Below are 14539 nucleotides of genomic sequence, written 5' to 3'. Positions count from 1 at the left end.
CTCAGCGGCCCTCCACCGCCCCTCCCAGGGGCAGAACGGACACCGGCCAGGCGGTCATCCGACCGTCCTCGACCGTGAGCTGCAGCCATTCGATCTCCCAGGCGTCGCCAGCAACACGGAACGCCTCCGGCAGCGCCACCCGAAAGCGGTAGCTGGCGTGTTCCGGAAGCCGCAGGTGCAGGGTGAGGCGCACGGACAACCAGTGGTCGCCATCATTGGAGCGGTGGGCGACGGCGACCCTCTCCCAATGCTGCAGGAGGGGGCGCCCCTGGGCATCGCTCACCCGTAGCTCCAGGGGCGCTGGGTCCGGGGGCGCCCCCAGCGGCGGATCGTCATGGGGCAGCTCCCAGCGTGCCACCACGCCCAGTCGCACCAGCCCCGGGCCACCGGCCTCGCAGCGGATCGCGGCGCTTGCCTCCTGGCTGCGCTGGACCCAGCGGCCCCGGCTGATGCCGTAGCAGGCCAGCAGCAGCACCTGCACCACCGCCAGCGACAGCACGGCGGTGAACAACAGCAGCGGGGCCTCAACGCTGTGGTTGCGCACGCTGCCGCGCACGACAACCGGGCTGGGCAGCGGCTGGCCCGCCTCATCGAGCAGATCCTGCACCTGCACCGCCAACTGGAAGCGGCCGCTGCGGCCGGGACGCAGCGCCAGCGCCAGGCCCGCGTCGTCTTCCTGCCAGGTGCCGGTCTCCCCCTCCTCCGCCCAGGTACCACTGGCACGCCAGCCATCCTTGGTGAGGTCCAGCACGGTGCGGCCGCTGGCGTCGAGGAGGGCCACCTCCAGCGCGATCAAGCTGTTGGGCGGGATCTCGGCCGTCAGTTCCAGCCGGGGGCTGCCCAACCAACCGTCCTCCAACACGAAGGGGACACTGAGCACCCGCTGACCCTCCGGCACCACCATCAGCAGCCGGCGTTGCCCTTCCAGGGCTGACAGCAGCAGCACCAGCAGGGGAAGCAGCGGCAGCACCAGGCTGGCCAGGGGCCAGAGCAGCAGGGCCGGATCGCGACGCCCGCCCAGGGAAGCCGGCGCCATCAGGAGCTGACCCCCTGTCCATCCCTACGGTGGTGACGGCGTTGAAACGAGGGGATGGTCAAACCACTGCTCCAGATGCTGCTGATGGTCGGCTGGACCTTTCTGGGCATCATCCTCATCTACCTCGGGCTGCTGCTCTTCGATCGCCTCTCGCCGATCGACTACCGCGCCGAGATCCGCCGGGGCAACATCGCCGCCGGGGTGGTGCTGGGGGCCGTGATCCTGGCCATCGCCGCCGTGGTGGTGGCGGTGCTTTCCACCTGATCCGCCGCCCCCTTGACCCCTTCCACCGCGGCGGCGCTGCGGCCGATCGAGGCCTGGTTCGACCGCCGCGGCTGGCGGCCGATGCCCTTCCAGCGGCAGAGCTGGCGGGCCTACCTGGAGGGGGCCAGCGGCCTGATCCAGGTGCCCACCGGCTCCGGCAAGACCTACGCCGCCGTGATGGGGCCGATTGCGGCCATGCTGGCGGAGAACGATGGCGCCGGGCCTGCGGGTGGTCTGCGCCTGGTGGTGCTGACACCCCTGCGGGCCCTGAGCCGCGACCTGCTGCTGGCGATCCGGGAACCGATCGACACCATGGGCTGGCCGCTGCGGGTGGGACTGCGCAACGGTGACACCAGCAGCCACGAACGCGGCAAGCAGCTGAAGACGCCGCCGCAGATCCTGATCACCACCCCGGAGTCCCTGTCGCTGCTGCTGGCCAGCCCCCGGGCCGAGGCCCTGTTCGCCGACCTCGAGGCGGTGGTGATCGACGAATGGCACGAGCTGATGGGCAGCAAGCGGGGCTCCCAGAGCGAGCTGTGCCTGAGCTGGCTGCGGAGCCGGCGGCCGGCCCTGCGCACCTGGGCGATCAGCGCCACCATCGGCAACCTGGAGGAGGCGGCCCGGGCCGCGGTGGGTGCCGGCGTCGAGCCGCTGATCATCACGGCGCGGATCCGGCGGGACACCGAAATCCGCAGCCTGCTGCCCGACACGATCGACGGCTTCCCCTGGGCCGGCCATCTGGGCCTGCGCATGTATGAGGAGCTGGTGGCGGCCATGGAGCCCACGGTCTCCACGCTGCTGTTCACCAACACCCGCAACCAGGCCGAGCGCTGGCACCAGTGCCTGCGCTTCGCCTGCCCCGAGATGGAAGGGTCCCTGGCCCTGCACCACAGCGCCATCGACCGGTCCGAGCGCGAGGCCATCGAGGCGGGGGTAAAGGCCGCCACGATCCGCTGGGTGGTCTGCACCAGCTCCCTCGATCTGGGGGTCGACTTCCAGCCGGTGGAGCGGGTGGTGCAGATCGGCAGTGCCAAGAACCTGGCCCGCCTGCTGCAGCGGGCTGGACGTTCTGCCCATGCCCCGGGCGGCACGGCCCAGGTGCTGTTCATGCCCACCAACGCCCTGGAACTGCTGGAGGTCTCCGCGATGCGCCGGGGGCTGGGGGTGGGGCTGGTGGAACACCGCCGCCCGCCAGAGGAGCCGCTCGATGTGCTGCTGCAGCATCTGGTGACCCTGGCCTGCGGTCCGGGCTTCGAGCCCGAGGCGACGTTTGAGGCCGTGCGCCGCACCTGGAGCTACCGCCAGCTGGAGCGGAGCCGCTGGGAGTGGTGCCTGCGCTTTCTCGAGCACGGGGGGGACTGCCTGGGGGCCTATCCGCGCTACCGCAAGCTGGAGCGGGAGCCGCCGGAGGCAGGCGCGGGCGTCCCCCAGCGCTTCGTGGTGCGGGAGACGGCCGTGGCCCGCCTGCACCGGCTCAACATCGGCACGATCAGCGCCGATCGGGCCGTGACCGTGCGCTTCGTGCGCGGGGCCGTGCTGGGGCATGTGGAGGAAGTGTTCATCGGCCGGCTCAAACCCGGGGATGTCTTCTTCTTCGCCGGGCGCCAGCTGGAGTTCGTCAGGTTGCGGGAGATGACGGCGATGGTCAAGGCCACGACGCGCCGCAGCGCCACGGTGCCGGCCTGGGGCGGGGGCCAGATGGCCCTCTCCGATCTGCTCAGCGCCCATCTGCGCGCAGAGGTCGACCGCTGCGCCCGCGCCCTCGATGGGGAGAAGGGATTCATGCTGGACACACCCGAACTGCAGGCCCTGCGGCCGCTGCTGGAGCGCCAGGTGCAGCTCTCCGCCCTGCCCCGGAGCCAGCAGTTTCTGGTGGAGGTGTGTCACACCCGGGAGGGCAGCCATCTCTACGCCTACCCCTTCGAAGGACGCTTCGTGCATGAGGGCCTGGGCTTCCTCTGGTCATGGCGGCTGGCCCGCCATCAACCCGGCACCTTCACGGTGTCGGTGAACGACTACGGCTTCGAGCTGCTCGCGGCCCGGGACTACCCCTTCGAGGAGCTGCTCGAGCGGCATGGCCAGACCCTGCTGGATCCGGAAGGTCTGCTTCAGGATCTGGAGGGGGCCGTGAACCTCTCGGAGTTGTGCCGCCGTCGGTTCCGTTCCATCGCCCAGGTGAGTGGACTGGTGGTCAACGGCTACCCCGGCCAGGCCCGCTCCGGCGGCCAGTTGCAGATCAGTGCCGCCCTGCTCTTTGATGTGTTCGAGCGCCACGAACCCGGCAACCTGCTGCTGGCCCAGGCCCGCGGTGAAGTGCTGGAGGAACAGCTCGACCTCGAACGCCTGCTCAGCACCCTGCAGCGCCTGCGCGGGAGTGAATGGCTGCAGCGGCGCCTGCTCCGTCCCGGCCCAATGGCCTTCCCCCTGCTGGCGGAGCGGCTCAACAACCGGATGAGCAACGAATCGCTGCTGGAGCGGCTCCAGAAGCTGCGGCAGCAGGCGGAACGGGCCGAGGGGACCTGAGCCGCCGGACGCAGGGACGGGCCTGGGGAGAAAGACGGAGGGGGCGGGATTCGAACCCGCGGAGGCTTTCACCTCGCCGGTTTTCAAGACCGGAGCCATCAACCACTCGACCACCCCTCCAGGATGGATCGCCCGACCTTACAGCCGGTTGGGGAGACCCTTGACGCCACCAGGCAGAGTCTGGCGGGAGCGAACCCCGCACCAGGCCGCCAGGTAGGCGCGGTTGCCCGGATCCAGCTGCCGAACCCCACTGAGATTGACGTTCTCCACCCGGGCACCGGTGCCAATGCCCTCGGTGTGATCCGGCTCGATCTGGGCCTGGTGCGGGGTGGCCACCAGGGCATCCCCGTAAAAGAACCGGGTGGCCTGCAGGCAGGAGCCCTGGAGATTGGCCCCGACGAGGTTGACGGCCGCCAGGTTGGCCTCGGCCAGGTCAGCGCCGGAGAGGTCGGCGCCGGAGAGATCGGCACCGTTGAAGTCGATGGCCCGCAGGTCGGTGCCGGCGAGATCAGCTCCCCGCAGCATGCTCTGCAAGCGGATGACGGGAACCCCCTTCGGCCGGTCTTCTTCGTAGCTGCCCTCGCCGTCGAGGATGGCGCGTCCCAGCCGCTGGTCGCGGCGCAGGGGGGTGAGAAGCCTGGCGTGGGAGAGGAAGCGAAGGATCCTTGCCTTGCCGTCGCCATCGATGCTGCTCAGAACCGCCGCCAGACGTCCCTCCGCCAGCATGCGCTCCAGGGGCCAGTCCTCCAGCAGCCCCTCCTCGTCGCTGATCAGCTCCGAGATGCCATGGATGAAGCTGTCAATCGTCTGGGCCTGGGTGATGCGGTTCTGCTGGGTGGTAAGCCGCTGATCCACCATCACCTGGCGCCAGGCGATCATCAGGGCCACCAAGGCCACCAGGATCGAGCCGACGGCCCCGATCACCCCCTCGCCGAAGGCACCGATCGCCTCCCAGTCACCGTTGCGGTAGATCGCCAGCAGCGGGTCGAGCCAGCCGAGGGCCAGCGGAATCGAGAGCAGGGCCAGGACCAGGGCGAGGGTCGCCACCAGCCGGACCGTGGGGGGGTCTTCAAGGTGGCGGACCAGAAGCTGCCAGAGCGGCGGCAGAAGCTGGCGCAGGGCCAGGGCCAGCGTCAGCAGGGCCGCCGCCAGGGCCAGCCAGGCCAGGCCCAGCAGCAGGGCCGCCAGCAGGACCAGAAGGGTCAGAAGCAACTGCATCCCCGCCCCATGAAGCAGGCGCGTCCAGGGGCCGCCGGCGCGCAGGGCCAGGGGCGGACCAGCGGCGGCGGCCAGGGAGCAATCGTCCGGTTTTGTGCTCATGTCAGGGGGCTGCTCTGGAAGAAGAACCCGGCGGCGAGGATGGCATAGGCGGCCAGCAGCAGCACACCCTCGAGCCAGTCGGAGCGACCGTCGAGGCTGACCAGGTTGCTCACCAGAACGGCCGTGGCCACCGCCACCACCTCATAGACGTTGAAGCTGAGGTCGAGCGGATGCCCGAGCAGGGGGGCCACCAGCAGCAGCACCGGCACCACCAGCAGCCCCACCAGCAGGGTGGAGCCCAGGGCCACCGACACCGCCAGGTCCATCTTGTCCTTACGCGCCATGCTCACGGCGGTGAGGTACTCGGCGGCACCACCCAGCAGGGGGAGCAGAATCACACCGGTGAACAGGGCCGAGAGTCCGAGGGATTCGGTGACGGTCTCGACGACGCCCACAAACAGCTCGGAGGCATAGGCCAGGCCAACGGTGGCCGCCAACAGCACGGCGACCCAGGGCAGCAGGGGGGGGCGGTGACTACTGGCGCCGGGGTGGTCTGGATCCGCTCCGTCCTCGAGCAGGTCGGCCTCCGCCACCGCATAAAGAGTGCGGTGGGTTTTCAAGGAGAACAGCAGCGTGAGGGCATAGACGGCCAGCAGCACCCAGGCCACGAACAGCGAAAAGGATTCGGCGGCGCCGGCATCCAGCCCCCCATCGCCAGCCACCATCCCCCGCAGGCTCGGGATCAGGATCGCCAGAACGGCCAGGGTCATGGCCGAACCGTTGACCCGGGCCACCACCGGCTGGAAGCGTTGCTCAGTGCGGCCGATGCCCCCCACCAGCATCGACAGGCCCAGGGCCAGCAGCAGGTTGGCCATCACCGTCCCGGTGATGCTGGCCTTGACGATGTCCACCAGACCGGCCTTCAGGGCTGCCAGGGCAATGATCAGTTCGGTTGCGTTGCCGAACAGGGCATTGAGCAGGGCCCCGATCGAGGGGCCAAGGGTGATGGACAGCTCCTCTGTGGCGGTGCTGAGCAGGATCGCCAGGGGGATGATCGAAAGGATCGAGGTGACGAAGACGATCCCATCGCCCCAGTGGAGCCGGTCGGCGGCCGCTGCCACCGGCAGCATCACCAGCAGGCCGATGGCGATGCGCAGGCGAGCGGGCATGGAGGGGGCCGATTCGGTGACCCATTGTGACCGATTGTTGACCAACGGGGCCATCGCCAGGCACTCCATCAACGTGGACGCTGCAGGATCGTGGGCCTACGACGACCTTCAGGGTCGCGGTGTTGACGGCGCACCAGGGACTTTCAGCGCAGAATGGATTCAGCAGCATTCTCCTGATTGCCCGACACCCTGAAGGCCACCACGGGCCTAAAGAATCCTCAGGCGATGAAGATCCCGGTCCGTCCTCCGGAAGACGGGGGGGGCGAGGCCAGCAGCGACAACAGGAGCTCGCGACAAGCTCACCCGTTGCCATCGCCAAGAAAAGTGGCCTCGATTCAACAGGTGTTCACACTCATTGCCATTGTCAATGGGCTGGTTCTGTTGTATTTGGTGATTGCCGCCATCCAGTTGCTGATGGTTCCGGGAGCCCGTTCTGCGGAGAGCTATGTCTCGTTGATTCTCACGTTGTTGCTGGCCATACTGGCGATCATCTCCTATCAGATCATCACTCGGCGAATCATTCTGCCGATCGCACGATTGGTGCGAGAAGCCAGTGAAATCGAAGGCAATGACATGACCAGCCTGCTGAAAATCCGGAGAAACGACGAAATCGCCAAGCTGGCCCAGGCCTTCAACATGGTGCTCGTCAAGATGCGTGATGCTCTGGTGGCGGGAGAGACCAGCAATCAGCAGTTAATGGAAGCCAATCAACAAATCGAGTCCTCTATCAACTACGCCGGACTGCTGCAGCGCTCGATCCTGCCGGATCGGCAACTCCAGGACACTTTCGGCGAAGACCATTTCATCCTCTGGCTGCCTCGGGACACGGTTGGAGGTGACTACTACATCTTCCACTCCGAAGGCGGCCACTGCCTTGCCGGGGTGGCCGACTGTGCCGGCCATGGGGTCTCTGGCGCCATGATGACGATGCTGGCCCGGGCAGGGATTGATCGCTCAATCATGGAAGTTGGGATCACTTCCCCTGCCGCAATTCTAAGCTGCACCGATAGGGCAATGCGCACCCTTTTGCTCGGGGCTAAAATGAGCAAGTCCATCGCGACCAGCATGGATATTGGCCTGGTCCGCCTTGACTTTGAAGCCAGGACACTTAGATTTTCGGGAGCGAAGATCAATCTCTATTGGAGTGATGGGCAAACCATGCACATGCTCGGAGGAGATCCTCGCGCCATCTGCAGTCAGCGCATCGGTGCCTATACCGACCACGACATCCCACTATTGCCAGACTGCACCTACTACCTGACCACCGACGGCCTGCTCGACCAATCGGGTGGCGAGGACGGTTTTTCCCTGGGCACCCAGCAGTTCAAGGAATGGCTGATCCAGTTAGCCCGTCAACCTCTGGATCGCCAGCGCCAGGCACTCGCCGATGCCCTTGACCAGTTTCGGGGCCGTCATCCCCAGCGGGATGACATCACCATCCTTTCCTTCCGTTTCTCCTAGGGAGAGCTGCCTGATGCTCCATTCCATTACCATCATGCCCCTTTCTCCACTGACGGGAACCATTTCGCTGTCCGAAGCGGAGGCAATGCGATGACAATCAGCACGACCAACTTAATCTCGCTACGAGAGTTCTTCAGCAATCAGCAGATCCTCATCTGCTTCAACGGTCCCATCTCCACCACCTTGATCGGGGAGATCGGATCCGCCCTAAAAGAACATATAGAATCCAATCACGCCTCCGAACTGGAGGTCATGGATGTGTTCAGCGTTTATATCGAGATGAGCCAGAATATCAGGAATTATGCAACTTGTTGCGGCTTCAGCGACGCCGAATCCTCCGCGACGGTTGTGATCGCCGCTGCGGAAGCTGGCCATTATGCCGTATGCGCAGGTAACCTCGTACAGATTGAGGACGGACAGGCCTTGATCCAGCGGATCCACGAACTCGCAGACTGCGACAAGGCCCAACTGAAGCGGCTCTACAAACAGCAGTTACGCCAACCCCACAGCCAGACCCCCGGGCAGGGAGCCGGTCTGGGTCTGATCGAGATTGCCAGGCGTTCAAGCCAACCCATGGAGGCCTCCCTTGATCCCCTTGAGCCCGGCCGTGCCTTCTTCAGCCTTCGGGCCATCATCTGATCCCATGAGCAGTACCGAAGAACTCAATCTCTCCGTGCCTGGTTCGCAGTCCAGCCCTTCGATCAGGGCGGACTGGAACGCTGGAGTCGTGGTCATGAGCGGCGAATCCTATCCGGAGAATTCGTTTGAACTGTACGACCAACTGATTCAATGGATTGACTCCTATCTTTCAAGTGCCCAGCACTCGCTGACCCTGGAGTTGCACTTGAATTATCTCAACACCAGCAGCATTCGTTTCATGATCGATATTTTTGATTTACTACAGACAGCCTTCGAGAATGGGAAAGAAGTATTGGTGCAGTGGATGTTTGACGATAGAAATCCACGCTCCGCTGAGCTGGGTTCTGAATTCAAAGAAGATTATACCTTTCCCTTCTTGATTCTCTCTATTAACGCCTAACATGTTCGACCGCTCCATCCAAAAGGCTGACGTTCAGTTGGAGCTGGAGGTGATGGCAATTCTTGCCGATAAACGCTACGACAACGATCCTGTGCGTGACCTATTGGCTCGCCTGTGGAATCGGATTGAAGAGCAGGTTGACCGACTGGAGAGGGTGGCTGACATCTCAGATCTCTACCAGTCGCACGTTCTAGAAAACAATCGAAGTCTGACGAATCGCTACGAAAAGCAACTGCGCCAAATTAAGCGGGTGGTACGGATTTCCGACCTCTACCAGGCCTCACTCAAAGAACTAAATCTTTCGCTTTTTGAGGCCTCAACCCATGATTCGCTGACGGGAATTTCTAACCGTCGCTTCATGGCCGAACGCTGCCTAGAGGAAGACCAACGAGCCGCACGACATGGCTCCACCTATTCAATGATCATCCTTGATGTGGATCACTTCAAGTTGATCAACGACGAGTATGGCCACGCCACCGGCGATCTGATGCTGGTGGATTTCGTCAAGGCCCTGTTAAGCAGCTTACGTCACTACGACATCATTGGCCGCTGGGGAGGGGAAGAATTCATGGCCCTTCTGATCGATGCCGATCTTTCCACGGCTGAAATCGTTGCCAAACGAATGTTGGCCAACATCCGTGACATGCGGGTTTCCATTGATGACAGGGAACTAAATCTGACGGCCAGCATGGGCCTCACTGAGCACAGGTCAGATGAGAATTATGACGCTACATTCCGCCGTGCCGACAAGGCCCTGCTCATGGCCAAGAGTGGCGGTCGCGACCGTCTGGTGATTATTGATCCTACCGATCCTCTCAGTCATCGCGAGATCAGAACGCTCGTTTCGAGCGTCGAATAGGCCAAGCGCCGAGAGTCCCCGAGGCCAGATTCAGGCGACCGAGGCAAGGCTCGGCCACCTCCGCCTCTCCTGACGCTCAGTTTTCGGGTATGGCCAGCGGCAGCAGGCACTTGTCGGAGTCACAGCCGGCTGGGCCGGCTTCGATCGATTCACCTCGGTCGTACTTCTGCAAAGCCAGAAAGAAATCCCCGCACTGGCGGCGTTGCTCCACCTCAACAACCATTCGGTGATAGGTGGCTTGATCGATGGGTTCGAAGGGCAATCTGGGGAAGGTGGCATTGGCATCGAAGCGAGCCAGCAGGGCCGCAGAGATATAACCTTCGCTAGTCTCAATCGCCTGATGGATGGCGGCGGCCAAAGGCTCGATCTCATGCTCGCGGAACTCCACCGTGGCCGAGGTGTTGTGGGTGGTGAAGTGACGTTGCACCTGCATATAAAAGTCGAACTGGGCCAGGGCGGAGAAGTTGTTGATCTCCACCTGATCGGCGCCAGGCAGATTGGCCCAGCTCACCTCGGTGGGGATCTCCACCAGCCACTCGGTGCAGCGTGGATCGAAGGGATCATTCAGCAGGCGTCCCTGTTCGTCCTTGTCCGACTGGGAGGGAACGATCGCATAGCCATAGTCCATGCAGGCCAGCGCCACCGGATCGTTCTTGCGGAAGGTGATGCGTCGAATGAAGCGCTGGGCCTTGGGGGGATGCCAGCCGGGGCTGGCGCCGGTGAGCAGGCTCTTGGTGCCCGCCGGCTGGACGGTGGTGCAACGGTTAGGACGGCGCATGCCGTGCCGATCGCAGTAGTCCCACACTGCGTCATGGACGCATTGCTTCCAGCGCGACAGGTAGGCCGCCTCTTCGGCCCGGAACGCCCGACCCTCTTCGGAGTCCGGGCGACCGGCCTCCCACCACTGCAACCAGGGGGTGCCGAAGGCATGCACGAAGAAATCAAACAGGCCGGTGAAACTGACACCCACGATCGGATCCCAGGCCCGGCTCTGGCGGTAACGCTCAACCTCAAAGCGATGATTCAGCAGGCAGGCCACCGCCAGGCCACCGGCCTTGAAGGCGTCGGCCTGGGCCTGGTGATCGGCCGGGTCGATCCGGTTGAGGTGGATCTCGGCCAGGTTGCAGTGGAAATCGGCGCCAAGAATCTCACCACAGGGGTTGAGTCCGTAGCGGCCAAGCCGGTGCTCAAGTTCGGCGTCGCTGATCTGCGGGTGGTGCAGCTGCAGCCAGCGGCCGGCCTCCTCCCGTCCCTGGTCGCAGTAGATGCCGATGAACTCGGTGCGCAGCTCGGGGGTGGTGAGGAGGTCGGCATTGGAGCGGGCGATCGCTTCAGGAGCGAACTGGATGGCGCCCTCGCCTGACTGGAACTGCTTGTTGACCGCTTCCAGCACCACCTCGTGGCTGGGGCGAACGTGAAACACACGGGTGTGGTTGGCCATGCGCAGGGCATCACGCTCGGGATCAATGCGCCAGTTGCCTTGGGCGTCCTGCTGCCAGAGGTTCTCCTTGGCACCGAGGGCGGAATCATCGTCGGCGCAGAACTGGCGCATGCCAGCGCTGCGGCGGATGTTGCCGGCCACAATCGTTACCGCTGCCTCATCGATCAGCAGGCAGCACTCCACCGAGGTGAGCTGGCGGCCCTGGGCCCTGTTGAGGAGCTGGGCGACACGGCCGTAGAGATCTCTCAACTTCACGGGGTTGGCCATGCCGCCGAAGCCCTTGAGGGTTTCGCCCACGGGCCGCACATCGGACAGGTCGACAGACACGTGGACCGGACCGTCGAAACGCTCATCGCTGCAGAGGTTGAGCAGCAGCCGGTAGCTCTCCACCCAGCCGGCTCGGGTGTCACCCACCCGCACATTGACCTGCTGGCCGTCGATCCGGTGGGTGGTCTGCTGCTGGCGAGAGCCGATCGGCGTGACACCGATATCGGAGACCCCATCAATGACGAGGGTGTTTCGCACCTTCGGCAGTCGGTTGATCAGATGGGGCTCAATGATGGCGCCAGTGCCGCAGCCCATCATCGCCAGGTCCATCATCAGGGCGAAGGCTTCCCAGTCCACCAGGTTGGTGGAGGTGCAGTTGTAGGCCCCGGAGAAGTTCTCGGGTTGTTCGATCCAGCCCGTACCACCGATCCACAGCCAGCGGCCGGAGGGGAGTGCCATCTGGTGGCGCTGCATGCGCCGGATCAGCTCCACTTCGTCCGCCTCGAGGGAGCCGAGGACCCGCAGGCCTTCCAGGTTGCGCTCGGCGACCTCATGCCAGCTCTCCCGACCGCCGGCTGGGGTCTTGCGGCTGTAAGTGCGATAGAAGACCGGATAGGCCGCTGGGGCGGTCACCGGGAAATCAGCCGCCGGTGTGAGGGTGTCGTCGCTTGCGGATGACGTCGCCGCCTCGGCGGGTGTGACTGGACGGGCGGCAGACAGGGTCACGGTGGGTACAGCCGGTGCGTGCTGGAAACCATAACGCCACCTGTAGGGTCTGCAACGGTGCCTCGCCACCAGCCACGGTGCCTGGGCCGTTGAGGGGCCTCGGCTGGGTAGAACAGCGCCAAGTCGGACAGGGAGGCCGGGCCGGTGGAGCGGATCTGCGAACCGGAGCTGATGCAGGACGTCCTGCAGACCGAGGCCTACGCCGCGGCGGATTTCTCCAGCAGCGACCGGGCGGTGCTTGGCAGGGTCGAGGCCCTCCTGGGCGACCGGGGGCAGGGGGATGGCGGGGGCCTCAGCTTTGTGGATCTGGGCTGCGGGCCCGGCAACATCACCTTTCTGCTGGCCAGGCGATGGCCCGAAGCCAGCGTGCTGGGCCTTGATGGCTCCGACGCGATGCTGAGGATCGCCGAGCGGCGACGGCGCGCCGATCCCGCCGCCAGCCGGCACCTTCGTTTCCTGCAGCGGCGGCTGCCGAGCCCGCAGCTGGAGGGTCCCTGCAGTGCCGTGATCAGCAACAGCCTGCTGCACCATCTGCATGATCCGAGGGTGTTCTGGCGGAGCGTGCGGCAGCTCTCAGGACCGGCCACCCACGTTTATGTGAGGGATCTGAGGCGGCCGGCCAGCCAAGGGGAACTGCAGGACCTGGTGCGCCGCCATACCGACTCGGCGCCGGAAGTGCTGCGGAGGGACTATGCCCATTCGTTGCGGGCGGCCTTCACCCGCTCCGAGGTGCTGACCCAACTCGAGGCCGCCGGTTTCGACGGGCTGCAGGTGCTGGAGGTGGACGACCGGTACCTGGAGATCCAGGGCCCCAGCCAGCCTGGCAGGCTGGCCTGATGGTCACCAGCTCCTCCCCTGCCCCTGCTCCTGATTTCGACGCCGCGGCACTGGCGGCGGCGGTGAGCCGGCGCCGCAACTTTGCGATCATTTCCCACCCCGACGCCGGCAAGACAACCCTCACCGAGAAACTGCTGCTCTACGGGGGCGCCATCCAGCAGGCCGGGGCGGTGAAGGCCAAGGGGGAGCAGCGCAAGGTGACCTCCGACTGGATGGAGCTGGAGAAGCAGCGCGGCATCTCAATCACCTCCACCGTGCTCCAGTTCGACTACGCCGGCAGCACGATCAACCTGCTCGACACCCCCGGCCACCAGGACTTCTCGGAGGACACTTACCGGACCCTGGCCGCCGCCGACAACGCCGTGATGCTGGTGGACGCGGCCAAGGGCCTTGAGCCCCAGACCCGCAAGCTGTTCGAGGTCTGCCGGATGCGGCGGATCCCGATCTTCACCTTCATCAACAAGATGGACCGGCCGGGGCGTGAGCCCCTGGAACTGATCGATGAGATCGAACAGGAGCTGGGGTTGGCCTGCTGGCCGGTGAACTGGCCGATCGGCAGCGGCGACCGGTTCCGCGGCGTGATCGACCGGCGCTCGCAGGATCTGCTGCTGTTTGAGCGGGCTGAACGGGGCCGTCAGAGCCTGGAGCGGCGCCTGGCCCCAGGCGATCCGGACCGTCAGAAGCTGGTGGAGGCGGAGTTGCTGGAGCTGGCCGTGGAGGAACTGGAGCTGGTGGAGGGTGCCGGAGCGGAACTGGATCTGGAGCGGGTGCACGCCGGGGAGCTGAGCCCGGTGTTCTTCGGTTCGGCGATGACCAATTTCGGTGTCCGCCCCTTCCTCGATGCCTTTCTGGAGCTGGCCCAGCCCCCGGTGGCCCGGGAGAGCGACCAGGGACCGGTGGATCCACTGCGGCCGGAGTTCAGCGGCTTCGTCTTCAAACTGCAGGCCAACATGGACCCTCGCCACCGGGACCGGGTGGCCTTCGTGAGGGTCTGCAGCGGCCGCTTCGAGAAGGATATGAACGTGCGCCATGCCCGCAGCGGGCGCACCCTCCGCCTGTCACGCCCCCAGAAGCTGTTCGGCCAGGACCGGGAGGTGGTGGAAGACGCCTACCCCGGCGATGTGATCGGCCTCAACAATCCCGGCATGTTCGCCATTGGCGACACCCTCTACACCGGTACCCGGGTGGAATACGAGGGCATTCCCTGCTTCAGCCCGGAAATCTTCGCCTGGCTGCGCAACCCCAATCCCTCGGCGTTCAAGAGTTTCCGCAAGGGGGTGAATGAGCTGCGTGAAGAGGGAGCCGTTCAGGTGCTCTACGACACGGACCCCAGCAAGCGGGATCCGATCCTGGCAGCGGTGGGCCAGTTGCAGCTCGAAGTGGTGCAGTACCGGCTGGAGAACGAATACGGCGTGACCAGCCGGCTGGAACCACTCGAGTTCAGCGTCGCCCGCTGGGTGAGCGGCGGCTGGCCGGCCCTGGAGAGCGTCGGCCGCCTGTTCAACTGCAAGACGGTCCGCGACGCCTGGGACCGGCCGGTGCTGCTGTTCCGCAACGACTGGAACCTGCATCAACTGCAGGAGGACCATCCCGAGCTGGAGCTGCATGGGGTGGCACCGGTGGTGAGCGGCGTGGAGCCGATCGCCCTCTGAGCGGG

12 protein-coding genes and 1 tRNA gene are annotated in these 14539 nt (G+C 65.1%); 8 read left to right on the top strand and 5 right to left on the bottom strand.

Annotated elements, in window-relative coordinates; all coding sequences use genetic code 11:
- Position 1 precedes the first annotated feature (1 nt).
- Positions 2 to 1036, bottom strand: coding sequence for a hypothetical protein (locus KBZ12_RS08220; RefSeq protein WP_254957437.1), 1035 nt, complete (start codon positions 1034 to 1036; stop codon positions 2 to 4).
- Positions 1037 to 1090: 54 nt separating this feature from the next.
- Between KBZ12_RS08220 and KBZ12_RS08215 the strand changes: the two genes are divergently transcribed.
- Both KBZ12_RS08215 and KBZ12_RS08210 read left to right on the top strand, forming a co-directional pair.
- Entirely contained in the window at positions 1091 to 1300 is a 210-nt protein-coding gene (locus tag KBZ12_RS08215; RefSeq protein WP_216908808.1) for a DUF350 domain-containing protein, read from the top strand.
- 12 nt (positions 1301 to 1312) lie between these two features.
- Positions 1313 to 3823 carry a ligase-associated DNA damage response DEXH box helicase gene (locus KBZ12_RS08210; protein ID WP_254957435.1) on the top strand — a complete coding sequence of 837 codons (2511 nt, stop codon included), beginning with the start codon at positions 1313 to 1315 and terminating at the stop codon, positions 3821 to 3823.
- A 35-nt stretch (positions 3824 to 3858) separates the two neighbouring features.
- Here KBZ12_RS08210 and KBZ12_RS08205 read toward each other — a convergent pair.
- The 3 genes from KBZ12_RS08205 to cax all read right to left on the bottom strand — a co-directional run bounded on the left by KBZ12_RS08205 (position 3859) and on the right by cax (position 6252).
- Positions 3859 to 3943, bottom strand: a tRNA-Ser gene (locus tag KBZ12_RS08205).
- An 18-nt stretch (positions 3944 to 3961) separates the two neighbouring features.
- The gene (locus KBZ12_RS08200; RefSeq protein WP_254957434.1) at positions 3962 to 5143 is read right to left on the bottom strand and encodes a pentapeptide repeat-containing protein; all 1182 of its coding nucleotides are present in this window, start codon (positions 5141 to 5143) and stop codon (positions 3962 to 3964) included.
- A complete protein-coding gene (cax, locus tag KBZ12_RS08195; protein WP_254957433.1) occupies positions 5140 to 6252 on the bottom strand; it encodes a calcium/proton exchanger in 1113 nt (370 codons plus the stop codon). The genes KBZ12_RS08200 and cax overlap by 4 nt, the downstream gene beginning before the upstream one ends.
- Positions 6253 to 6429: 177 nt before the next feature.
- Between cax and KBZ12_RS08190 the strand changes: the two genes are divergently transcribed.
- The 4 genes from KBZ12_RS08190 (at position 6430) to siaD (ending at position 9611) form a co-directional block, all read left to right on the top strand.
- A complete protein-coding gene (locus tag KBZ12_RS08190) occupies positions 6430 to 7713 on the top strand; it encodes a SpoIIE family protein phosphatase (RefSeq protein ID WP_254957432.1) in 1284 nt (427 codons plus the stop codon).
- A 90-nt stretch (positions 7714 to 7803) separates the two neighbouring features.
- Positions 7804 to 8352 (top strand): biofilm regulation protein kinase SiaB, encoded by a 549-nt coding sequence (gene siaB / locus KBZ12_RS08185; RefSeq protein WP_254957430.1) that lies wholly within the window; start codon positions 7804 to 7806, stop codon positions 8350 to 8352.
- A gap of 4 nt (positions 8353 to 8356) precedes the next feature.
- Complete coding sequence (gene siaC, locus KBZ12_RS08180) at positions 8357 to 8752, top strand: biofilm regulation phosphoprotein SiaC (protein WP_254957429.1); 396 nt, start codon at positions 8357 to 8359, stop codon at positions 8750 to 8752.
- Between the two features lies 1 nt (position 8753).
- Complete coding sequence (siaD, locus tag KBZ12_RS08175; RefSeq protein WP_254957428.1) at positions 8754 to 9611, top strand: biofilm regulation diguanylate cyclase SiaD; 858 nt, start codon at positions 8754 to 8756, stop codon at positions 9609 to 9611.
- 76 nt (positions 9612 to 9687) lie between these two features.
- Here the strand turns inward: siaD and nrdJ are convergent, their stop codons facing one another.
- Positions 9688 to 12045 (bottom strand): ribonucleoside-triphosphate reductase, adenosylcobalamin-dependent, encoded by a 2358-nt coding sequence (gene nrdJ / locus KBZ12_RS08170; RefSeq protein WP_254957426.1) that lies wholly within the window; start codon positions 12043 to 12045, stop codon positions 9688 to 9690.
- A 144-nt stretch (positions 12046 to 12189) separates the two neighbouring features.
- On the opposite strand from nrdJ, the gene KBZ12_RS08165 reads away from it, so the two are divergent.
- Both KBZ12_RS08165 and KBZ12_RS08160 read left to right on the top strand, forming a co-directional pair.
- Entirely contained in the window at positions 12190 to 12882 is a 693-nt protein-coding gene (locus KBZ12_RS08165; RefSeq protein WP_254957425.1) for a trans-aconitate 2-methyltransferase, read from the top strand.
- Positions 12882 to 14534 (top strand): peptide chain release factor 3, encoded by a 1653-nt coding sequence (locus tag KBZ12_RS08160; RefSeq protein ID WP_254957424.1) that lies wholly within the window; start codon positions 12882 to 12884, stop codon positions 14532 to 14534. Before KBZ12_RS08165 ends, KBZ12_RS08160 begins: the two co-directional genes overlap by 1 nt.
- The last annotated feature ends 5 nt before the right edge of the window (positions 14535 to 14539 follow it).

The sequence above is a fragment of the Cyanobium sp. Cruz CV13-4-11 genome (assembly GCF_024346055.1).
Lineage (GTDB): Bacteria > Cyanobacteriota > Cyanobacteriia > PCC-6307 > Cyanobiaceae > Cyanobium.
Note: the sequence above shows the minus strand (reverse complement) of the source record. Positions and strands in the feature narration are given on the sequence as shown.

Coding starts and splice junctions, on each gene's coding strand:
- KBZ12_RS08220 (WP_254957437.1), bottom strand. CDS start 1,036: ATGGCGCCGGCTTCCCTGGGCGGGCGTCGCGATCCGGCCCTGCTGCTC.
- KBZ12_RS08215 (WP_216908808.1), top strand. CDS start 1,091: ATGGTCAAACCACTGCTCCAGATGCTGCTGATGGTCGGCTGGACCTTT.
- KBZ12_RS08200 (WP_254957434.1), bottom strand. CDS start 5,143: ATGAGCACAAAACCGGACGATTGCTCCCTGGCCGCCGCCGCTGGTCCG.
- cax (WP_254957433.1), bottom strand. CDS start 6,252: ATGCCCGCTCGCCTGCGCATCGCCATCGGCCTGCTGGTGATGCTGCCG.
- siaB (WP_254957430.1), top strand. CDS start 7,804: ATGACAATCAGCACGACCAACTTAATCTCGCTACGAGAGTTCTTCAGC.
- siaC (WP_254957429.1), top strand. CDS start 8,357: ATGAGCAGTACCGAAGAACTCAATCTCTCCGTGCCTGGTTCGCAGTCC.
- siaD (WP_254957428.1), top strand. CDS start 8,754: ATGTTCGACCGCTCCATCCAAAAGGCTGACGTTCAGTTGGAGCTGGAG.
- KBZ12_RS08160 (WP_254957424.1), top strand. CDS start 12,882: ATGGTCACCAGCTCCTCCCCTGCCCCTGCTCCTGATTTCGACGCCGCG.